Origin of the sequence: Bradyrhizobium sp. HKCCYLRH3099 (assembly GCF_051167855.1) — a bacterium.
Lineage (GTDB): Bacteria > Pseudomonadota > Alphaproteobacteria > Rhizobiales > Xanthobacteraceae > Bradyrhizobium.
This window is the reverse complement of the sequence record NZ_JBNPTW010000006.1, coordinates 251826-273014: the sequence shown is the minus strand read 5'-3', so window position 1 is coordinate 273014 and position 21189 is coordinate 251826. Positions and strand designations below refer to the sequence as shown.

Genomic DNA, 21189 nt, shown 5'->3' with positions numbered 1-21189 from the left:
GCCGCATCAACAGCTCACGCCCTTCCCCGGCTCCGTTGAGCGCGTCGGCCCATGCGGACAGATCCGGCGGGCGGAGATCGCGTCTCGGCGATCCATCACAGCACCGGCTGCATCAGCCGGTCATCAGGCGTTGCCGCCATCGCAAGCGTGCCGCGGGACTATCACGATGTCCCGTCGCGAGGGCATCGTCACACTGCATCATTGTTGAGCATTATCCGCGATGCATCACGACGCATGATGACCTGAACTTGGGCAACGTCGCGGGCTTGTCGCAAAGCCGACACTCCGACACGTGATCTGTATTTCTCACAATATAGCTTTCGAGAATTCCAAAATCATTCTATCTGCGTTCGGTGCGGGGCGATCCGCCTGCCGATCCTCCGCGCGATAGGGACGAACATGGGAGCTGAAGGCCATGTGGGCTCGGCGACCAGGAAAGGAAAATCTTCAATGGCGACCACGACGGCCGAGCTCGAGCAGCTTCTGATGCAGCGCTCGCTCACCGACGCCGAATTGATCGCGGCGGCGGAGACGGCAGCTGATTTCCGCATCCTCCCTGATGCCACCGTGATCAAGATCGGTGGACAGAGCATGATCGATCGCGGCCGTGCCGCCGTCTATCCGCTGGTCGAGGAGATCGTCGCCGCGCGCAAGACGCACAAGATGCTGATCGGCACCGGCGCCGGCACTCGGGCGCGGCACCTGTATTCGATCGCCGCGGGCCTGAACCTGCCTGCCGGCGTGCTGTCGCAGCTCGGCGCGTCCGTAGCCGACCAGAACGCGGCGATGCTGGGTCAGTTGCTTGCGAAGTACGGCATCTCCGCGGTCGAAGGCGCCGGCCTGTCCGCCGTGCCGCTGTATCTCGCCGAGGTGAACGCCGTGGTGTTCAGCGGCATGCCGCCCTACGGCCTGTGGATGCGGCCATCAGCCGACGGCGTCATCCCGCCCTACCGCACCGATGCCGGCTGCTTCCTGGTCGCCGAACAGTTCGGCTGCAAGGCGATGATCTATGTGAAGGACGAGAACGGGCTCTACACAGCCAATCCGAAGACGGACAAGACCGCCACCTTCATTCCAAAGATCTCGGTCGCCGAGATGAAGGCCAAGGGCCTTGCCGACTCCATCCTGGAATTCCCGATGCTCGACCTGCTCGAAGCCGCCCGCCACGTCCGCGAGGTGCAAATCGTCAACGGCCTCGTTCCCGGCAACCTGACCCGCGCGCTCGCGGGCGAGCATGTCGGCACCATCATCACCGCGAGCTAACGGAGCCGACCCGTCATGGCTGACACCAACACCATCAAGCACGTCGCCTCGCCGCTCGCCCGGCAGACCCTCCTCGACAACAAGCTCACCCGCCCCGTCGCCGGCAAGCGCCCGATGGCGCTGCTGCCCTGGCTTCAGGTCGTCAAGATCGGCGGCCGCTCGATCATGGATCGCGGCGCCGAGGCGATCCTGCCGCTGGTCGAGGAGATCAGGAAGCTGCTGCCCGAGCATCGTCTTCTGATCCTGACCGGTGCCGGTATCCGCGCCCGCCATCTCTACGGCGTCGGCCTCGATCTCGGCCTGCCGGTCGGCTCGCTCGCGCCGCTTGCCGCCAGCGAGGCCGGACAGAATGGACACATCCTGGCAGCGCTGCTGGCCGCAGAGGGCGTCTCCTACATCGAGCACCCGACCATTGCGAACCAGCTCGCCATTCATCTGACGGCAGCGCGTGCGGTCGTCGGCAGCGCCTTCCCGCCCTATCACCACCATGAATTCCCGACCTCGCGGCTGCCGACGCATCGCGCCGACACCGGCGCCTTCCTGATCGCCGACGCGCTGGGCGCGGCCGGACTGACGATCGTGGAGGACGTGGATGGGGTCTACACGGCCGATCCCAACGGGCCCGACGCGGCCAAGGCGACATTGCTGCGCGAGACCAGCCATGATGCGCTGGCCAAGCAACAGGGCACGCTGCCGTTCGACCGCACGTTGCTCGAAGTGATGGCCAATGCCCGCCACCTCTCGCGCGTGCAGGTCGTCAACGGCCTGGTGCCGGGGCGGCTGACGGCGGCGCTGCGCGGCCATCATGTCGGCTCGGTCATCACCACCGGCGCACGTCCCTGATCACCCAAAGAAGAAGGCCGCTCGTGCGACGAGCGGCCTTGTTGTTGGTCGGAACTGGACGAACCTTCTGCACTGACCCTGCAGTCAGGGCAGCTCGACGCCGCGCGCCGGAACGGCTTCGATCTCGTGCTTGCCCTTGTTCTGCAGCGCCCGCCCCCGCCAGATGGAGCCGGCTACCAGGACCACCAGGGCGCCGAGCAGCGACATCAGGGTTTCCATGACGTCGACATGGCTGGTGAGAGTCGACTTGCCCGCCCACAGCGCCGACGTCGCGTCGATGCTGATATTGACGGTGCCGTCGAGCAGATGATGCAGCATCGGCTCGATCGCGGGATCGGTCGCGATCACTTCGCCGGCGACCCAGCCGAGCAGCATGGCGCCGAGCCAGACCAGCAGCGGGAAACGATCGAGGACAAGCATGATCAGCGCGGCACCCGCAATGATCAGCGGGATGCTCATGGCAAGGCCGATGATCAGCAGCGAGGCCTGTCCATTGGCGGCGGCGGCCACCGCGATCACGTTGTCGAGGCTCATCACGAGGTCGGCGAGCGCGACGATGCGCACGGCGTGCCACAAGGTCGTACCGGCAGCGATGTCGTCGTTCTCGTCCTCGGGAACCAGCAGCTTGGCGGCGATCACCAGCAGGGCCAGGCCGCCGATCAGCTTCAGATAGGGCAGCGCCATCAGGGTGGCGACGATGCCGGTAAAGGCGATCCGCAGCGCCACGGCAATGCCGGAGCCGGCCACCATGCCCCAGAAACGGTGCTTGCCATGCAGGCCGCGGCAGGCGAGCGCGATCACCAGCGCGTTGTCGCCCGACAACAGCACGTTGATCCAGATGATTTTGCCGAGCGCGAGCCAGAACCCGGGGCTCTGCAGATCGGCTTCGAATTGAGCGAGGAGATGACCGTAGGTGGCGGGATCAGCGAGTTGCGACAGCCAGTTCACGGCCAGACCTTCCAGATGTGTTCGACGGGACTTCCCCGGCCGGAAACCCTGCGGCGGGGCCTGGCCCCGCCGCAATGTTCAGCGTCAGCCGACGATCTCGTTGCCGGAGAAGAACTGCGCGATCTCGATCGCGGCAGTTTCCGCCGCATCCGAGCCGTGCACCGAGTTCTCGCCGATCGACTTGGCGTGCAGCTTGCGGATGGTGCCGTCGGCCGCCTTCGACGGATCGGTCGCGCCCATCACGTCGCGGTACTTCAGGATGGCGCCCTCGCCTTCGAGAACCTGGACGACGACCGGGCCGGAGATCATGAAGTCGACCAGCTCGCCGAAGAACGGCCGCGCCTTGTGCACGGCGTAGAAGGTCTCGGCCTGATCCCGGGTCATGCGGATGCGCTTCTGGGCCACGATGCGCAGGCCGGCTTTCTCGATCAGCGCGTTGACCGCGCCGGTGAGGTTACGCTCGGTCGCGTCGGGCTTGATGATCGAAAAGGTGCGCTCAATCGCCATGATATCGTCCTTGGAGGTGCGGGATTTGGGTGGGTTGCGGGCTTATATCGACGCCATGGGTCGACGGCAAGCGACCGGAGCCCTCCCGGAGGCGCGATGCCTTACGACAATTTCACGATTCTGAACATTGTCTGAAGGGCTCGTGCGCTCCTCGTTCAGGTGTCTTGCCCTATCGTGTGCGCTATCGGGCGATGACGAGCCAGCCGCGATCCGGCTGACCGCCTTCTCCCAGCCTCATCCCTCGGACAATTTCGGCGCCGCCAGCGCTGTCATCCAGGAGACGATCATGTTGCGCAAACTCTCACTCATCGCCGCGGCCACGGTTGCCCTGGGCGCAGCCGCCCTCGCCCCTACCGCTGCATCGGCCCATTGGCACGGTGGTTGGCATGGCGGCGGCGGTTGGCATCACGGCTGGCACGGCGGCTACGGCTGGCACCGTCCGTTCTATGGTCCGCGCGTGTTCGTCGGCGGCCCGGCCTACAGCTACGGCTATGGCGGCTGCTACGTGCGCCGCGTGGTTCCGACCCCGTGGGGGCCGCGCTGGCGCTGGATCAACCGCTGCTACTGAGATCTCCCCTGATACGAGCCTAGGAACGGCATCCGCCCCCCGCCGCTCCGAACTCGCATTGCCCCGGCGTCTCCCCCACGCCGGGGCTTTTTTCGTGTGTTATCAACCCATTTTCGGCCTTCTCGGAGCTTGCGCGGAAACAATTCGGCCTCCTACGACTTGGTAAGACACTGAATTGCAACTGCTCGTGGAACTCCATCATGTCTGGCCGCACCGCCGATTTCAGCGAGGCGCTCGATCGCAAGACCAGCCGATCGATCTGTGAGGCCGTAGGCGAAAGGCTGCAGCGCAGCCTGCCGCCAGAAGGCTCAGAATTGCCCGCGTCGCTGGCCCATTTGCTGAACGAACTGCGCAAGCAGGACGACGCGGCCGCGCGCTTCGACTGACCAGCCCGCACCTGGAGACACGATAAAGCGGTTGCGTTTGGCGGCGCGCGCGGTGACAAGGCGCGCATGCTTTCCATCACCGACATCTCCATCCGCCTCGCCGGACGGCTTCTCATCGACCAAAGCTCGGTGCAGATCCCGCCCGGCGCGCGCGTCGGCCTGGTGGGCCGCAACGGTACCGGCAAGTCGACGCTGTTCAAGGCCATCCGCGGCGAACTGTCGCTGGAGAACGGCAGTATCAGCCTGCCGCCGCGGTGGCGGATCGGCAGCCTGGCGCAGGAGGCCCCGAGCGGTCCCGAGAGCCTCATCGAGGTCGTGCTGCGCGCCGACCTGGAGCGGGATGCGCTGCTGCGCGAGTCCGAGACCGCCGATGATCCGGACCGGATCGCCGAGATCCAGACACGCCTCGTCGACATCGACGCGCATTCGGCGCCGGCGCGCGCGGCCGCGATCCTCAGCGGTCTCGGCTTCTCCGCGGCCGACCAGGCCCGCGCCTGCTCGGAATTCTCCGGTGGCTGGCGCATGCGCGTGGCACTTGCGGCGACGCTGTTCGCCGCGCCCGACCTGCTGCTGCTGGACGAGCCGACCAACTATCTCGATCTCGAAGGCACGCTGTGGCTCGAGGATCACCTGGCGCATTATCCGCGCACGGTGATCGTGATCAGCCACGACCGCGACCTTTTGGAAACCTCGGTCGACCAGATCCTGCATCTCGACCGCGGCAAGCTCACGCTCTACCGCGGCAGCTACTCGTCCTTCGAGGAGCAGCGCGCGACGCGCGAGATGCTCGACGCCAAGGCGGTGAAGCGCCAGGAGGCGGAGCGCGCGCGGCTGCAGGCGTTCGTCGAGCGCTTCAAGGCCAAGGCCTCGAAGGCGCGGCAGGCGCAATCGCGCGTGAAGATGCTGGAGCGGATGAAGCCGATCACCGCCCTGGTCACCCAGGACGTCCGCGAGATCACGTTTCCGGCGCCCGAGAAGCTGCTGTCGCCGCCGATCATCGCGGTCGACAACGCATCGGTCGGCTACGACCCGGCGCAGCCCGTGCTCAATCGCGTCACCTTGCGGATCGACAATGACGATCGCGTCGCGCTGCTCGGCGCCAATGGCAACGGCAAGTCGACGCTGGTGAAGCTGCTGGCCGGACGGCTGGCGCCGTTCTCCGGGAAAGTGACGCGCGCCGACAAGCTGTCGATCGCCTATTTCGCCCAGCATCAGCTCGATGAGCTCGACGAGAGCGGCTCACCGTACACCCATGTCCGCAAGCTGATGGGTGATGCGCCGGAATCGAAGGTGCGGGCCCGCGCCGGCGCGATCGGCTTCTCCGGCAAGGCGGCGGACACCTCGGTGAAAAGCCTGTCCGGCGGCGAGAAAGCGCGCCTGCTGCTCGGGCTTGCGACCTTCTACGGCCCGAACATGATCATCCTGGACGAGCCGACCAACCATCTCGACATCGACAGCCGCGCCGCGCTCGCGGAGGCGATCAACGAATTCCCGGGCGCCGTGATCATGGTCTCGCATGATCGCTATCTGATCGAGGCCTGTGCCGACCGTCTGTGGGTGGTGGCCGACCGCACCGTCAAGACCTATGACGGCGACCTCGACGAATACCGGCGCATGATCCTGTCAACGCGCAGCGGCGCGCCGGCGCGCGACACCGAGCGATCTCAGCCGTCGGAGAAAGCCGAGCGGCCGCGCGGCGACAACAAGCGCAGCGGGCTGAAGCAGAAGATCGCCGCGGCAGAGGCCGAGATCGCGCGCATCACCGAGATCATCGCCAAGATCGACAGCGCGTTGTCGCTGCCCGACATCTTCACGCGCGATCCGAAACAGGCCACGCAACTCTCCAAGGCGCGCGCCAATGCGGCGGACGCGCTCGCGCGCGCCGAGGAGCAATGGCTGGAAGCCAGCACGCTGCAAGATGAGGCAACAAGCTGAAAGAGCATCGGCGGACGAATTCACTCGCCCGCCTGCTCACGGGTAGCGCGGCACCAAGCTTAGTCTTACAGGCTTGGTCTTAAGTGGCGCGCTTCTTGGCCTTGCTCGGCTTCGCCACCTTCGGCGCCGGTCCGGCATCGGGCGCGCGCTCGACCGAAGCGAGCCGGCCGCTGTTGAAGGTGTAGACGCCGGCGCGGGCGCCGCGCAGCCATGTCACGGTAGCAACACGCTCACCGCCATTGCTCGAAATGTTGACGTTGTCGGGCGCACCGATGCCACGCACGACGTCGCACTCGGTATGGCCGAGCGCAACAGTGCCCCCGGCGGTCGGCGGCGGCGCAGCCGCAGCGTCATTCGCCATCGCATTGGCGCCGGAAGGCGCCATGCCGGGACACGCACCATCCGCGCTGACGAGATCCTCAGGCGACACCGGCTTATCCGGCGTCAACGGCGGCGCGTCGATCGAGATGTTCTTGATGAACAGGCGCTGCGGCCGGTTGAACCATTCGGCGTCCTTCGACAGGAACTCCGGCGTGCTCGAGCATCCGGCCATGACCGGTGCCAGCACAAGAAACGCCAGAACGCGCGTCAGCTGTTTGTTGTGATCTCGCACGATGAACCTTGCTGAATTGCAACCTGTGGACACTCTAAGATGTTGTCCCAACATCACTTTGCGGCACGTTCGTGACTTTGCCAACGCTTGGCCGGCAAATCGGCAGATTATCATTAATCACGATGTGCCGCTATTGCCGGGCCAGCAATGAACCGGCTGCTACTGCCGACGTTGCCACCGTCCCCGCTCATCGGCCTGCCAGTAAGTGACCTCGAATCCGCGCGCTTTGCAATCGGTCCATGCCGACCGCGCTGCAGCAAGCGCATCCGGATCGTCGCCGTTGAACACCAGAACCATGCGCTCATAGTTCTGTGAGTCGGACGGCAACGGCGCGTTGTCCACGAGAAATCGCACATGCGCGCCGTTGGGATTGCTCTCCTCCACCGCCAGCAGAATCGGCTGGTCGGCTGCATCGGCCACCCGCCAGGTGGCATGCGGCAGAAACGAATCGTCACGATAGGTCCACAGATGCGCATCGAGCGCATCCGCGCGTTCCTCCGAGGTCGCTTGCACCACCACGCGCCAGCCGCGCTCGAGCGACTTCTCGAGCAGCGGCGGCAGGACGGATTCGAGCGTCATGTTCTGCAGATGATAGAACAGGACTTCGGTCATCGCAGGTTCAAGCCTTGGCGCCTGCTTTGGCCTCGTAGGCGTCCCACAACATCCGGTCGAGCAGGCGGACACCGTAGCCGGACCCCCAGCTCTGGTTGATTTCCGATTTCGGCGCGCCCATCGCGGTGCCGGCGATGTCGAGATGCGCCCATGGCGTGTCGTTGACGAAGCGCTGCAGGAATTGCGCTGCAGTGATCGAGCCGCCATGCCGTCCGCCGGTATTCTTCATGTCGGCGAACTGCGAATCGATCAGCTTGTCGTATTCGGGTCCGAGCGGCATGCGCCAGACCTTCTCACCGGTTTCCTGTCCCGCCTTGACGAGCTTGTCGGCGAGATCGTCGTTGTTGGTGAACAGGCCGGCATGCTCGGTGCCGAGCGCGACCAGGATCGCCCCCGTCAACGTCGCCAGATCGATCATGAATTTCGGCTTGTACTTGGTCGCGACGTACCAGAGCACGTCGGCGAGCACGAGCCGTCCTTCGGCATCGGTGTTGATGATCTCGATGGTCTGGCCCGACATCGAGGTGACGATGTCACCGGGACGCTGGGCGTTGCCGTCGGGCATGTTCTCGACCAGGCCGATCGCGCCGATCACATTCGCCTTGGCTTTGCGCGCGGCGAGCGCATGCATGAGGCCGACGACGCAGGCTGCGCCCCCCATGTCGCCCTTCATGTCCTCCATCGAGCCGGCCGGCTTGATCGAGATGCCGCCGGTGTCGAAGCAGACGCCCTTGCCGATGAAGGCGGCCGGCGGCTCGCCCTTCTTGCCGCCGTCGTAGCGCATCACCACCGTGCGGCTCGGCCGCGCCGAGCCCTGGCCGACGCCGAGCAGCGCGCCCATGCCGAGTTTCTTCATGGCGGGAACGTCGAGAATCTCGACGGTGACGCCGAGCTTGCGCAGCGCGGCGGCGCGCTTGGCGAATTCTTCCGGGTAAAGCACGTTCGGCGGCTCGTTCACGAGATCGCGCGCCAGGATGACGCCATCGGTCACATGCGCGCGAGGCGAGAACGCCTTCTTCGCGGCAGCGACGTCGGCGACGGCGACCGACAGGTTGGCGGACACGCCGCCCTCCTCGTCCTTCTTCTTGGTCTTGTAGCGGTCGAACCGATAGGCACGCAGCCGCACGCCTTCCGCGAGCGAGCTGACCTGGTCCGGCGTCATCGGCCCCGCGGGCAGTTCGGCCAGCACCGTCACCGCTTCAGTTCCGGCATTCAGCTTGCCGGTTAAAGTCCCGCCGTACTTGAGAAAATCCTTGTCCTTCAGATCGGCGCCCTTGCCCGTGCCGATCACGATCAAGCGCTGAATCTTGATTCCCTCGGGCGCCAGCAGGTCGAGCACGGCGCCGTCCTTGCCCTTGAACCGCGCGGCGCCAGCGGCGCGCTTGATCAGGTCCGTGGCTCCCCCGAGCGCCTTCTCGGTCGCGACTCCAAGTCGCAGGGTGTCATCGCAAAACGCCACCACGATACCGCGGGGAGCGGTCGACAGCGGGACGAAGCCGACCTTGACGGCGTCGGACATCAAGCAATCCTCCAGATTTCGACGTGATGAGCCGCCACGTCCGGCCGAAAACTTCAAGGGCCAGACGAGGATGGCGGCTGTTCAGAACCCAACTTGGCAACAGTATGGCCCGCCGTGGCCGGACCTGCCAAGGGGCCCATGAAAGGTCGCGTGGCGGAGTGGTCACAATGATGAAATTTTAACCGTATTTTCGTGGCGCCATGTCACAGCCATTTTGTCGACGGATCAAAGGGATGGTACAGATACTCACCGCCTTCGGAACGTGACGGCGACAGCAGCCTCGGGGGCCCGTTGCGAGGGTTGGCTGCAGCGCTCGTTTGGGACAGCTGACTGGGGATTCGAGCGCACACGATGGGGTCCATCGACAGGTACATCTTTCGCACGACCTTGGCGTCGTTCGCGTTGGTGCTGGTCAGCCTCACCGGCGTGATCTGGATTACCCAGGCGCTGCGCGGCATCGACCTGATGACCAGCCAGGGCCAGACCATCCTGACCTTCCTCGGCATCACCGGCCTCGTGATTCCCTCGCTGCTCGGCGTCATCGCGCCGATCGCGCTGATGATCGCGGTCTCGCACACGCTCAACAAGCTCGCGACCGATTCGGAGATCATCGTCATGAACGCCGCCGGCATGTCGCCGATCCGGCTGTTCGTCCCGTTCGCCTACGCGACCTGCGTGGTCGCGATCCTGGTGACCCTGATCGCCTCGTTCTTCGCGCCCGACGGCCTGCGCCGGATCAAGCAATGGGACGCCGAGATCACCGCCGACGTGCTCGCCAACATCCTGCAGCCGGGACGCTTCGCGCAGCTCGACCAGAACCTGACGATCCGAATCGGCGAACGCTCGCCCGGCGGCGAGCTGAAGAGCATTTTGATCGACGACCGCCGCGACCCCAAGGAACGGATCACGATCATCGCCGAGAAGGGCACCGTAGTGAAGAACGCCGACGGCTCGTTCCTGGTGCTGGAGGACGGCAATCTCGAGCGCTTCGAGCTCGGCAAGCGCGAGCCGGCGATGGTCGCGTTCGCTCGCTACGCCTTCGACATGTCGAAGTTCTCGAACCAGGGCCGCGACGTCACGCTCGGCATTCGCGAGCGCTATCTTTGGGAGCTGATGGCGCCCGCCGAGAACGATCCGATCTACAAGCAGATCCCTGGACAGTTCCGGCAGGAGCTGCATGACCGCTTCCTGGCGCCGATCTATCCGTTCGCCTTTGCCGCCCTCACCTTCGCCTTCCTCGGCGCGCCACGCACGACGCGGCAGAGCCGCAACTTCTCGTTCGGCAGCGCCATCCTGGCCGTGTTCGGCGTCCGCATGGCGGGCTTTGCCTGCTCAGTCATGACGGTGAAGACCCCCATGGCCGCGCTGGTGCAATACCTGATGCTGTTCGGCGTGCTCGGCCTGTCGATCTGGATCATCGTCGGCGGCGTGGTGGTCGAACCGCCGGCGCGGCTGATGGAGGCGATCAACCGCTCGAACGCGCGCATCGCACGGCTGTTCAGAAGGCCGGTCGCCGCATGAGCATGGTCACCAACACGCTCGGACGCTATTTCGCCGGCCGCTTCCTGGTCTCGGCGGTCGGCGTGTTCGCCAGCATCTTCATCCTGCTGGTGCTCGTCGACTACATCGAGATGGTGCGCAAGACCTCCGGGCTGGCCTCGGCCTCGGCGCTGATGGTGGCGGAGACCTCCCTCTTCCGCGTGCCGCAGCTGCTCGAGAAGATGATGCCGTTCTGCGTGCTGATCGGCGCGATGACCTGCTACCTCGCGCTGTCGCGCCGGCTCGAGCTCGTGGTGGCGCGCGCCGCGGGGGTCTCGGCCTGGCAATTCATCGCGCCCGCGCTCGCCAGCGCCATCATGCTCGGCCTGATGGCGACCACGCTGTACAACCCGATGTCGGCGAATCTGCGCGAGCTTTCCAAGCGCATGGAGGCCGAGCTGTTCGGCTCCGCCCCTGGCGGCGGCGTGCAGGACGCGGCCGGCTTCTGGCTCAACCAGATCAATCCGGACGGCTCGGTCATCATCAACGCCGCGCGCAGCGAACAGCAGGGCGTGCGGCTCACCGGCCTGACCCTGTTTCGTTTTGACACGAACAAGCGCTTCAAGGACCGAATCGAAGCGCGCGAGGCGACGCTGGAGGAAGGCCGCTGGGTCTTCCGCTCGGTGCGCCGATTCTCGCTCGATGCGCCGCCGGTGGACGAACCGACGTTCATTCTTCCCACAAGCCTGACGCCGGCGCAGGTCCGAAACAGCTTCTCCACCCCCGAAACTGTGTCGTTTTGGCAACTTCCGACCTACATCCGCTCCTCGGAGAGTTCAGGCTTCGCGACCGCGGGGTACAAACTGCAGTATCATAAGCTGATCGCACAGCCGTTTCTGCTGGCTGCGATGGTCATGCTGGCCGCATCCGTAAGCTTGCGGTTCTTCCGAATGGGCGGCGTTCAAAAGATGGTTTTGAGTGGCGTGGGCGCCGGGTTTCTGCTCTACGTTCTGTCGAAAGTAACTGAAGATTTGAGCAAGGCTGAGTTGATGAATCCGATCGCTGCGGCGTGGCTGCCGGTGTTCGTCGGCGGCCTCACCGGCTTCATGGCCTTGCTCTACCAGGAGGACGGCTAGTGTCGTTCGTTGCCGTCCGTCAGACCGCGCTCGCCGCGATTCGGCAGCGTGTTGCCGCGCGCAGCGCCTGCGCGCGCGCGCGCTTCGTCGCGTCTGCCGCTACCGGATTCGTCGTGGCCGGAGGATTCGGCCTGCTGCTGGCGCTCGCCGTCGGCATCGCGGCCCCGTCTCCTGCTGCTGCCCAGAGCTTCACCTACAATCCGCGGCCGCCCAAGGCGCCGCCGCCGCGCGTCGCCAACGACAACCAGATGCTGGTGCAGGCGACCGAGGTCGACTACGACTACAACAACTCGCGTGTGTCGGCCGTCGGCAACGTGCAGCTGTTCTACAACGGCACCTCGGTCGAGGCCGACCGGGTGATCTACGACCAGAAGACCAAGCGCCTGCATGCGGAAGGCAACATCCGCATGACCGACGCCGACGGCAAGATCACCTACGCCAACAGCCTCGATCTCTCCGACGACTACCGCGACGGCTTCGTCGATTCGCTGCGGGTCGAGACCGAGGACCAGACGCGGATGGCGGCGACCCGCGCCGACCGCTCCAAGGGCAATTACACCGTCTTCGAGAACGGCGTGTACACCGCCTGCGCGCCTTGCAAGGACAATCCCAAGAAGCCGCCGCTGTGGCAGGTCAAGGGTGCGCGCATCATCCACGACCAGACCGAGAAGATGCTGTATTTCGAGAACGCCCAGCTCGAATTCTTCGGCGTTCCGCTCGCCTACATTCCCTACTTCTCGACGCCAGATCCGACGGTGAAGCGCAAGAGCGGCTTCCTGATGCCGGGCTTCACCCAGACGGGCGGCTACGGCTTCGGCGTCGACATCCCCTATTACTGGGCGATCGCGCCGGATTACGACGCGACGTTCACGCCGCGCATCACCTCCAAGCAGGGCGTGCTGGTGCAGACCGAATTCCGCCAGCGCCTCAGCAATGGCGGCTACCAGGTGCGCCTGTACGGCATCGACCAACTGAACCGCAACGCGTTCGCCGGCCAGCCGGGCGACCGCCAGTTCCGCGGCGGCGTCGACACCAAGGGCCAGTTCGCGATCAACGACAAATGGGTGTGGGGCTGGGACGGCATCCTGCTGTCCGACTACATGTTCCTGTCGGATTACCGGCTGGCGCAGTATCGCGACCCCTTCAACTCGTTCATGAGCCTGCCGACGGAAGCGATCTCGCAGCTGTACCTGACCGGCGTCGGCAGCCGCAGCTTCTTCGACGTCCGGGCGATCCATTATCTGAGCTTCTCGGGCAACCAGCAGACCGTTCCGGTGGTCTACCCGGTGCTCGACTACTTCAACGTGCTGAACTATCCGGTGTTCGGCGGCGAGGTCAGCTACAAGACCAATTTCGTCAATCTCAGCCGCGAAACGGCGGTGTTCGATCCGATCACGACGACGGCCAACACCGCCGGCCTGTGCACCACGACATCGGCTGATCCGCGCGCGCGCCTGCCCACCCAGTGCCTGCTGCGCGCCACACCCGGCACCTATACCCGGCTGACGGCGCAGGCCGAATGGCGGCGCTCGTTCACGGACCCGTTCGGCCAGATCTGGACGCCGTTCGCGATCCTGCGCGCGGATGCGATCAACGCGCAGGTCTCGAACCAGCCGGGCGTCGGCAACTTCCTGCAGACCGGCGACACCCAGGCGCTGCGCCTGATGCCGACCGTCGGCCTCGAATATCGCTACCCGTTCATCAACGTGCAGCCGTGGGGCACCACCACGATCGAGCCGATCGCGCAGGTCATCATCCGGCCGAACGAGACCTATGCCGGCAGGCTGCCGAACGAAGACGCGCAGAGCATGGTGTACGACGCCAGCAACCTGTTCAGCGTCAACAAATTCTCCGGCTACGACCGCGTCGAGGGCGGCGGCCGCGCCAATGTCGGCGTGCAGGCCACCACCCAGTTCGACCGCGGCGGCACCATCAACGTGCTGTTCGGCCAGTCCTACCACCTGTTCGGGCTGAACTCGTTCGCGGTTCAGGACATGAACAACACCGGCATCGGGTCGGGCCTGGACAAGAACGTCTCGGATTATGTCGCCCGCGTCGATTACTCGCCGAACCGGACCTACACGTTCAGCATGCGCAGCCGGTTCGACCAGCAGACGCTGAACATCCAGCGCTTCGAGGCCGAGGCGAAGGCGAACTTCGACCGCTGGTCGGTGGCCCTGACCTACGGCAACTATGCCGCAGATCCGGCGCTCGGCTACCTCGACCGGCGTGAGGGCATCCTGGGCAGCGGCTCCGTCAAGGTGGCACCGAACTGGATCGTCACAGGTGCAGCGCGCTGGGATCTGGCCGCCAACAAGATCAACCAGTATGTGATCGGCGCTGGCTACGTGGACGATTGTTTCGTGCTGGCCGCAAACTACGTTACGTCCTATAATTACACGGCAGGCACCACTCCGCCCGTTCTGAGCCACGCCTACATGCTCCAGATCGGACTTCGGACGCTTGCGAACTCCTCGTCCACGGGGACCGGGGCTGGTATCCAGTAGCGCGCGCCAGCCCCCCGACGGTTCCGCCGGGCTCGAGAGTTCCTCGTCGAGAGCCGTGGTGCCGCTTCCCGTTGGATCCATTTCGAACAGCGAAGCTTGGTCATGACGATCGCGTTCCTTCTCCGCCTTCGGGCCCTGGCCGTCTGCAGTCTTGCGGCACTGGCCTGCGGCGCCGGAACCTCTCCGGCCCGTGCCCAGAGCATCGTCGTCATGGTGAATGGCGACCCCATCACCGATTTCGACATCCAGCAGCGAACGAAGCTGAACTTCCTGAGCACCCGCAAACAGCAGACCCGCCAGGAGATCATCAACGAGCTGATCGATGACCGGGTGAAGATCAAGGAAGGCAAGAAGTTCGGCGTCGAGCCGAGCTCTTCCGATGTCGATCAGTCGTTCGCCGGCATGGGCTCTCGCATGCGGCTCAGCCCCGAGCAGCTGACCAAGTCGCTCGAGAGCCAGGGCGTCCGTCCGGAGACGCTGAAGTCGCGCATCAAGGCGGAAATCGTCTGGAGCAGCCTCGTGCGCGGCCGCTACAAGGAGCGGTTGATCGTGTCCGACAAGGACGTGGCCGCTGCCGTGGCCGCCGCCGGTGGCGATGGCGACCAGCAGGGCCAGGCTTACGAATACAAGATGCAGCCGGTCGTGCTGATCGTGTCGAACGCGTCGAACCAGGGCCTGATGGAAGCGCGGCATAAGGAGGCCGAGGCGCTGCGCGCACGCGTGCAGACCTGCGCCGAAGCCAACAACGTGTTCAAGACCACGGCGAACGCCGTGATCAAGGAGATCGTCGTCAAGACCTCCGCCGACATCCCGCCCAATCTCCGCAAGCTGCTCGACGATACCCCGATCGGCCACCTCACGCCGCCGGAAGCGACCCGCCAGGGCATCCAGATGGTCGCCCTCTGCTCGCGCACGCCGACCACGATCGACACGCCGAAGAAGCGCGAGATCAAGGAGCAGATGTACACCAAGAAGTACGAGGCCACGTCGAAGGCCTATCTGCAGGAAGTCCGCAAGGCGGCGATGATCGAATATCGCTGATGACCAAGCCCCTCGCGTTGACCCTGGGGGAGCCGGCCGGCATCGGACCCGACATCACCCTGCAGGCATGGCTGCGCCGCGCCAAGCTTGGACTTCCCGCCTTCTATGTGCGTGGCGATGCCGGCTTCCTGGCGCACCGGGCCAGACTGCTCGATCTGCCCATTCCGGTCGAAGAGGTGCGCCCGGACCAGGCGGCGCAACTCTTCTCAAGAGCACTGCCCGTGGTGTCCACCGGACACCCCGTCACCGCCCTGCCCGGGCGTCCGGACTCGACCAGCGCCGCGGCCGCCATCGGCTCGATCCGCGAGGCCGTCGCCGACGTCAAGGCGGGGCACGCGGCTGCCGTCGTGACCAATCCGATCGCCAAGGCCGTGCTCTATCGCGCCGGCTTCGCCCATCCCGGCCATACCGAATTTCTCGCCGAGCTCGCCGCTGACGGCGGTGTCGTGCCGCAACCCGTGATGATGCTGTGGTCACCGACGCTGGCCGTCGTGCCGGTCACCATCCACGTCGCGTTACGCGAGGCGATCGAGCAACTGACGAGCCCGTTGATCACGTCGACCACGCGCATCGTTGCCGCCAGCTTGCGCCGCTATTTCGGCGTGTCGCGGCCGCGCATCGCCTTGTCAGGTCTCAATCCGCATGCCGGCGAGGATGGCACGCTCGGCACCGAGGAGGACGAGATCATCGCACCGGCCATCGCGACCTTGCGCAACGCCGGGCTCGACGTGCAGGGGCCGCTGCCTGCCGACACGATGTTCCATGACGCCGCGCGCAAGACCTATGACTGCGCGATCTGCATGTATCACGACCAGGCCCTGATCCCGATCAAGACGCTGGCGTTCGACGACGGCGTCAACGTCACCCTCGGCCTTCCCTTCATCCGGACGTCGCCGGATCACGGCACGGCGTTCGGCATCGCCGGCAAGGGCACCGCCAATCCGGCGAGCCTGATTGCGGCGCTGCGCCTCGCCGCGCGCATGGCCCAGCAATCATCATGAGCGCGATCGACGACCTCCCGCCGCTGCGCGAGGTCATTCGCGATCATCAGTTGTCGGCGCGCAAGGCGCTCGGCCAGAACTTCCTGCTCGACCTCAATCTCACTGCGCGGATCGCGCGTGCGGCGGGCCCGCTCGAGGACGCCACGGTGGTGGAGATCGGTCCGGGCCCCGGAGGACTGACGCGAGCGCTGCTGGCGCTCGGCGCCCGCCATGTCATCGCGGTGGAGCACGACGAGCGCGCCATTCCCGCGCTGCGGACAATCGCCGATCGCTACCCCGGACGGCTCGAGATCGTCTGCACCGACGCGCGCACCTTCGACGTCCGGCCCTATCTCGGCAGCACCAAAGCCAAGATCGTCGCCAACCTGCCCTACAACATCGCGACGCATCTCTTGATCGGCTGGCTCTCCGCGGAGCCATGGCCGCCCTGGTACGACATGATGGTGCTGATGTTCCAGCGCGAGGTCGCCGAGCGCATTGTCGCGCGCGAGAACGAGGAGGCCTATGGCCGGCTCGGCGTGCTGGCCAATTGGCGCTGTGAGACCAAGATCCTGTTCGACATCTCGCCGTCGGCCTTCGTGCCGCCGCCGAAGGTGACCTCGTCGGTGGTGCGGCTGGTGCCGCGCCCGTCACCTGAGCCGTGCGATCGGCGCGCGCTCGAACAAGTTGCCGCCGCCGCCTTCGGCCAGCGCCGCAAGATGCTGCGCCAGAGCCTCAAGTCTCTGCCCGCCGATCCCGCGCGTCTCGCCGCCGCCGCGGGCGTCGATCCCACCCGCCGCGCCGAGACCATTCCGGTGTCCGGCTTTGTTGCCATGGCCCGCGAATTGACCAATAGTCGCAACGACGACAAGACTTAAACAACAAGCATTTCAGGGAGAGTCATCATGGCGTTGATGCGCCGTCAGTCGCTCGTCAAATTCGATGCGCCGCTGTGCGAAACCATCGTCGAGACACCGAAGCCGAGCGGGCGCGAGGTGCTGGTGCGCATCGAGCGCTGTGGCCTCTGCCACTCCGACCTGCACATCCAGGACGGCTATGCCGATCTCGGAGGCGGCAAGCGCCTCGACACCACGCGCGGCATGACCCTGCCCTTCACGCTCGGACACGAGATCGCCGGCGTCGTCGACGAGGTCGGCCCCGACGTGCCGAAGGAGTTGATCGGCGCCAAGCGCGCGGTGTTTCCGTGGATCGGCTGCGGCCAATGCCGGGACTGCGCCAACGGCGACGAGAACCTCTGCGCCAAGCAGCGTTTCCTCGGTGTCTCGATCGACGGCGGCTTCGCCACGCATGTGCTGGTGCCCGACGCGAAATATCTGCTCGAATATGACCCGCTGCCGGTGAACCAAGCCGCGACCTTGATGTGCTCGGGCGTCACGGCCTATGGCGCGCTCAAGCGCCTCGTCGATCGTCCGCGCCAGCGCAATCTCCTGCTGATCGGTCTCGGCGGCGTCGGCATGATGGGGCTGTCGTTCGCGCAGGCGATGTTCAAGCAGCCGATTTCCGTGGCCGATCTCTCGGCCGCCGCGCGCGAGACCGCGCTCAAGAATGGTGCCGCCACGGCCTACGATCCGGCCGAACCGGACGTGATCAAGCGCATCCTCAAGGAAACCGGGGGTGGGTTCGACGAGGTCGTCGACTTCGCCGGAAACGAGAAGTCGATGGCGTTCGCCGTCGCGGTCGTGGCACGCGGCGGCAAGATCGTCGTCTCCGGCCTGATGGGCGGCCAGTTCACGCTGCCGATGGTTCAATGGGTGTACAAGCGCATGACCATCGAAGGCTTCATGGTCGGTACGCTGGCCGAGGGCCATGAATTGATGGCGCTGGCGCGCGCCGGTCAGATCAAGCCGCCGCCGATGCGCGAGGAGCCGATGACCGACGTCCAGAAATGGATCGACGCGTTGCGCGCCGGCCACGTCGTCGGCCGCGTGGTGCTGACGAACTGATTAGTTCGTCGTTCGAACTGGCGGGCGGCGGTGCTTGCACCCTCGCCGCTCGCTTCTCCTCTGCTCATCGCCTGAATCGGACACGATGATGGGCCGACGGCGTCACGGCGAGCCGCGAATGCGGTTGCCGCCGGCGGCTCACCCGTTTTGATCCGCTGCTCTGCATTCCGACAGCAACGCCCGGATTCCGGAACTCAGCCGCGTGACGTCGGCGCAGATCATTTGTCCACAAACGCCGGGGATTGCGGATTCGACGTCGATGATCCGCATAGCCGAATTACGCCGTCGATCTTCACCGATGTGACCGATTTGGCGCGACATCGCGGCCGAAATCGCGACGCCGCGCAGACTCTCTTGTGGGAAAAAAGACGCAGTCCACAGCGAAAAAACCGAGACAGAATTAATCCGGAATTGCGGCTCATTGCGACCCAACTTGTTTCCGAGAACGCGCCGTTGCGTCGCGTATCCGGAGTCGTCAATGGCAAGCCGAACGGCAGGAGTTGCATTCGCCATTGCAGCCGGATTCCTCGGAACGGCTGTGCTGGTGGTGCCGCGCGCCGTCGTCGCTGCCGAGGACTGTCTGACCGAGCCCACCGGCGAGAAAACCGATGCGCAGCGCTGGTATTACCGCTTCGACCGCGGCACCAACCGCCGCTGCTGGTACCTGAAGGATGCCAACGGCAACACGACGGCTCCCGTGCGCGCCGGGCAGCAGCCGGCGCCGTGGGATTTCGCCCAGCCCGCGCCACCGAAGCTGACGCCGAAGCGCGCCGACGGTCCGGTGGTACGCAGCAGCGACGCGCTCGCCGAGACGCCGCAGCCGCGCCTGCGCACCGACCTTGCCGTGCGAGGCACGCCGCGGCCGCAAAACGTTGCGATCACGCCGACGACGCTCACCGCGTCGGACGCCAGCCTGCCGCGCAACCTCGACACCTCACCCTGGTCCTCCGCACCACCGCAACCGGCTGAGCCCACGACCACCGGCGTCGCTCCCGCGGCGATGGCCGACGATGGCAACCTCGACCCGGACGCCAACACGCCGCCGTCAGCGGATGGTCCGATCATCTCGCCCGCGAAGTCGTCCAAGCCGGAAGCGCCGATCCATGTGCTGATGCTGGTCGTGATCGGCGCGCTGGCGATCTCCGGCCTGCTGGCAAGCGCGCTCTACCGGCTCAGCCGGATGGGACGGCAGCGGCGGCGCAACGGCAGCTGGCACGCGGACGCAAGAGCGCGACGTGGCCGCATGAAGTCGCGGCCCAAAACGCACACCGCGACGCAAACCGCCATGCGCGGAAACCGCGGCGGCTCAGCGGCCCCGGCGGGCAGCGGACGCAGCTCTTATCCGCCGCAGTCGGCGCTCGACCTCGCCAGCGCGCGGCTGTCCGCGGCCGACCCGGAGCCGGTCGATCCCCGCGTGTACCGCCCTGCCCATCCGGCCCCTCAACAGGACCATCCCGCGCTGGCGGCGCGCCGGCGTGACCGCGACGCAGCCGACGAGATGCAGCGGACACAGGCCAACGACGAGGCGGTTTGGCAGGCCGTCGATCAACTCGCCGACCGCATCCCGTCGCATGGCGGGCCCGTGGACGCGGCACGACCAGCACCGACGCCCGACGCACAACCGTTCGCAACAGCCCCTCTTGCACCCGCGCCACGGACGCAAATGACGGCGGCCCAGATCGCCGCAATCCAGATGGCAGCCGCCCAGGCCGCCAACGCGAAGATCGCGGCCCCCCCGATCCCAGCCGGCAACGCCCCGGCCGCAAGCGGTCCGCAAAGTCCGCCCTACCACACCGCGCCGATGCCGCCGGTAGAGCCCTGGCCGAACGCACAGAGAGGTGCGCCGGCCGGTCCGCCCCCGAACCAAGCGGCCATGCCGTTCGCGCCTGCCCCAGCGCCAGAACCCGCATCCGCCCCACCGGCACCGGTCGACGTGGGCGAAATCGTTTCAGCCCTGCGCAAGGCCCGCGCGGGCGAAGCCGGCCCTGCAGCCGGCGGCGGCGCGCCGGTGGACGCCGCCAAGGTCATCGCGGCCCTGCTGGTGTCGCGCGCCGCCAAGCGGCGCGCGGCTCAATCTGGTCCAGACGAAGCCGGTGCCGCGCGCCCTGCTGCCGGCGCCACGACCCAGGTGGCCCCGCAGCCGGCGGCCGATGTTGCCGCGGTGCAGACGATGCAGGCCGCCCAGCATCTCATCGATCGCTTCCGGGACGGCAGAGAGGAAGCCGGACAGCCCGCTCCCCTCATCCCGGCTCAGGCCATGGCTGCACCTGAGGCTGCTCAGTCAGGCGATCCGGCCGCTGCGCTCATCGAGACACTTCGCGCCCATGCCGCGCGGCAGCCGACCTATGAGCGGGACGGCCAGGAGCACGACACCCCGGCCGGGCGGATGCCGATGTCGAACGCGCCCGCGTCCGCTGAGGACGACGAGCTCGACGATCCCGCGGCGGCGCTGATCAATCTGCTACAGTCGCGGTTCTCACTGCCCGAAGATGAACTGGAGCCGGACACGGCGCAGGACACGCCCGAGACGTCGGCGCCCGAGCCGCCGCAGACCGTTGCCCACTTCCACGAAGATCCGGCGGCTCAGTTGTTGAGCATGTTGGAGTCACGGTCCAGCATACCCGCCGCACCGACTGCCGTGGAGCGGCAGCCACCGCCGCAACGGCAGCAGCAGCCACAGCGGCAACAGCCGCAGCCACAGCGGCAGCAACCGGTTCAGCAGCGGCGTCCGCAATTCGCTCCCGCGCCGTTCGAGGATCCGGCCTCGCCGCCGCTCGACTTCATCCCGCGACCGCAGGCGCTGCGGCCGCGCGCGCACAGCATTCAGCACGACGAGTCGCTCGACGGCATCCAGGATATCCTGGCGCGCCTCGGCCGCCGGGCCTGAC

At 66.1% G+C, this 21189-nt stretch carries 19 protein-coding genes; 13 read left to right on the top strand and 6 right to left on the bottom strand.

Features of this window, described 5'->3' with window-relative positions:
* Positions 1–450: 450 nt before the first annotated feature.
* The gene (locus ACQR1Y_RS15490; RefSeq protein WP_434875807.1) at positions 451–1263 is read left to right on the top strand and encodes a uridine kinase; all 813 of its coding nucleotides are present in this window, start codon (positions 451–453) and stop codon (positions 1261–1263) included.
* A 15-nt stretch (positions 1264–1278) separates the two neighbouring features.
* A complete protein-coding gene (locus ACQR1Y_RS15485; protein WP_434875806.1) occupies positions 1279–2106 on the top strand; it encodes a molybdenum storage protein subunit alpha in 828 nt (275 codons plus the stop codon).
* Positions 2107–2190: 84 nt separating this feature from the next.
* Here the strand turns inward: ACQR1Y_RS15485 and ACQR1Y_RS15480 are convergent, their stop codons facing one another.
* On the bottom strand, positions 2191–3054 hold the full coding sequence (locus ACQR1Y_RS15480; protein ID WP_434861243.1) for a TerC family protein: 864 nt from the start codon (positions 3052–3054) through the stop codon (positions 2191–2193).
* 84 nt (positions 3055–3138) lie between these two features.
* Entirely contained in the window at positions 3139–3561 is a 423-nt protein-coding gene (gene ndk / locus ACQR1Y_RS15475) for a nucleoside-diphosphate kinase (RefSeq protein WP_006613441.1), read from the bottom strand.
* Between the two features lie 286 nt (positions 3562–3847).
* On the opposite strand from ndk, the gene ACQR1Y_RS15470 reads away from it, so the two are divergent.
* The 3 genes from ACQR1Y_RS15470 to ACQR1Y_RS15460 all read left to right on the top strand — a co-directional run bounded on the left by ACQR1Y_RS15470 (position 3848) and on the right by ACQR1Y_RS15460 (position 6450).
* The gene (locus ACQR1Y_RS15470) at positions 3848–4129 is read left to right on the top strand and encodes a sulfur globule protein precursor (protein ID WP_434861242.1); all 282 of its coding nucleotides are present in this window, start codon (positions 3848–3850) and stop codon (positions 4127–4129) included.
* A 200-nt stretch (positions 4130–4329) separates the two neighbouring features.
* Positions 4330–4515, top strand: a complete 186-nt coding sequence (locus ACQR1Y_RS15465; protein WP_434875805.1) for a hypothetical protein — start codon at positions 4330–4332, stop codon at positions 4513–4515.
* A gap of 66 nt (positions 4516–4581) precedes the next feature.
* Positions 4582–6450 carry an ABC-F family ATP-binding cassette domain-containing protein gene (locus ACQR1Y_RS15460; protein WP_434875804.1) on the top strand — a complete coding sequence of 623 codons (1869 nt, stop codon included), beginning with the start codon at positions 4582–4584 and terminating at the stop codon, positions 6448–6450.
* 79 nt (positions 6451–6529) lie between these two features.
* Here the strand turns inward: ACQR1Y_RS15460 and ACQR1Y_RS15455 are convergent, their stop codons facing one another.
* The 3 genes from ACQR1Y_RS15455 to ACQR1Y_RS15445 all read right to left on the bottom strand — a co-directional run bounded on the left by ACQR1Y_RS15455 (position 6530) and on the right by ACQR1Y_RS15445 (position 9194).
* Positions 6530–7018: a hypothetical protein gene (locus ACQR1Y_RS15455; RefSeq protein ID WP_434876023.1), complete on the bottom strand. Its 489-nt coding sequence runs from the start codon at positions 7016–7018 to the stop codon at positions 6530–6532.
* A 204-nt stretch (positions 7019–7222) separates the two neighbouring features.
* Positions 7223–7675 (bottom strand): DNA polymerase III subunit chi, encoded by a 453-nt coding sequence (locus ACQR1Y_RS15450; RefSeq protein ID WP_434875803.1) that lies wholly within the window; start codon positions 7673–7675, stop codon positions 7223–7225.
* Between the two features lie 7 nt (positions 7676–7682).
* A complete protein-coding gene (locus ACQR1Y_RS15445; protein WP_434875802.1) occupies positions 7683–9194 on the bottom strand; it encodes a leucyl aminopeptidase in 1512 nt (503 codons plus the stop codon).
* 351 nt (positions 9195–9545) lie between these two features.
* Here ACQR1Y_RS15445 and lptF point away from each other — a divergent pair, with 351 nt between their 5' ends.
* The 7 genes from lptF (at position 9546) to ACQR1Y_RS15410 (ending at position 18301) form a co-directional block, all read left to right on the top strand.
* The gene (lptF, locus tag ACQR1Y_RS15440) at positions 9546–10715 is read left to right on the top strand and encodes an LPS export ABC transporter permease LptF (RefSeq protein ID WP_434861237.1); all 1170 of its coding nucleotides are present in this window, start codon (positions 9546–9548) and stop codon (positions 10713–10715) included.
* The gene (gene lptG / locus ACQR1Y_RS15435; RefSeq protein WP_434861236.1) at positions 10712–11809 is read left to right on the top strand and encodes an LPS export ABC transporter permease LptG; all 1098 of its coding nucleotides are present in this window, start codon (positions 10712–10714) and stop codon (positions 11807–11809) included. The genes lptF and lptG overlap by 4 nt, the downstream gene beginning before the upstream one ends.
* Positions 11809–14316 (top strand): LPS-assembly protein LptD, encoded by a 2508-nt coding sequence (locus tag ACQR1Y_RS15430; RefSeq protein ID WP_434875801.1) that lies wholly within the window; start codon positions 11809–11811, stop codon positions 14314–14316. Before lptG ends, ACQR1Y_RS15430 begins: the two co-directional genes overlap by 1 nt.
* A gap of 75 nt (positions 14317–14391) precedes the next feature.
* A complete protein-coding gene (locus tag ACQR1Y_RS15425; RefSeq protein WP_434876022.1) occupies positions 14392–15357 on the top strand; it encodes a SurA N-terminal domain-containing protein in 966 nt (321 codons plus the stop codon).
* On the top strand, positions 15357–16358 hold the full coding sequence (gene pdxA, locus ACQR1Y_RS15420) for a 4-hydroxythreonine-4-phosphate dehydrogenase PdxA (protein WP_434875800.1): 1002 nt from the start codon (positions 15357–15359) through the stop codon (positions 16356–16358). The genes ACQR1Y_RS15425 and pdxA overlap by 1 nt, the downstream gene beginning before the upstream one ends.
* Complete coding sequence (rsmA, locus tag ACQR1Y_RS15415) at positions 16355–17215, top strand: 16S rRNA (adenine(1518)-N(6)/adenine(1519)-N(6))-dimethyltransferase RsmA (RefSeq protein WP_434875799.1); 861 nt, start codon at positions 16355–16357, stop codon at positions 17213–17215. Before pdxA ends, rsmA begins: the two co-directional genes overlap by 4 nt.
* Before the next feature lie 27 nt (positions 17216–17242).
* On the top strand, positions 17243–18301 hold the full coding sequence (locus tag ACQR1Y_RS15410; protein WP_434875798.1) for an alcohol dehydrogenase: 1059 nt from the start codon (positions 17243–17245) through the stop codon (positions 18299–18301).
* Between the two features lie 138 nt (positions 18302–18439).
* Here ACQR1Y_RS15410 and ACQR1Y_RS15405 read toward each other — a convergent pair whose 3' ends face one another.
* The gene (locus ACQR1Y_RS15405; RefSeq protein WP_434875797.1) at positions 18440–18814 is read right to left on the bottom strand and encodes a hypothetical protein; all 375 of its coding nucleotides are present in this window, start codon (positions 18812–18814) and stop codon (positions 18440–18442) included.
* A gap of 25 nt (positions 18815–18839) precedes the next feature.
* On the opposite strand from ACQR1Y_RS15405, the gene ACQR1Y_RS15400 reads away from it, so the two are divergent.
* Entirely contained in the window at positions 18840–21188 is a 2349-nt protein-coding gene (locus ACQR1Y_RS15400; RefSeq protein ID WP_434875796.1) for a hypothetical protein, read from the top strand.
* Position 21189 lies beyond the last annotated feature (1 nt).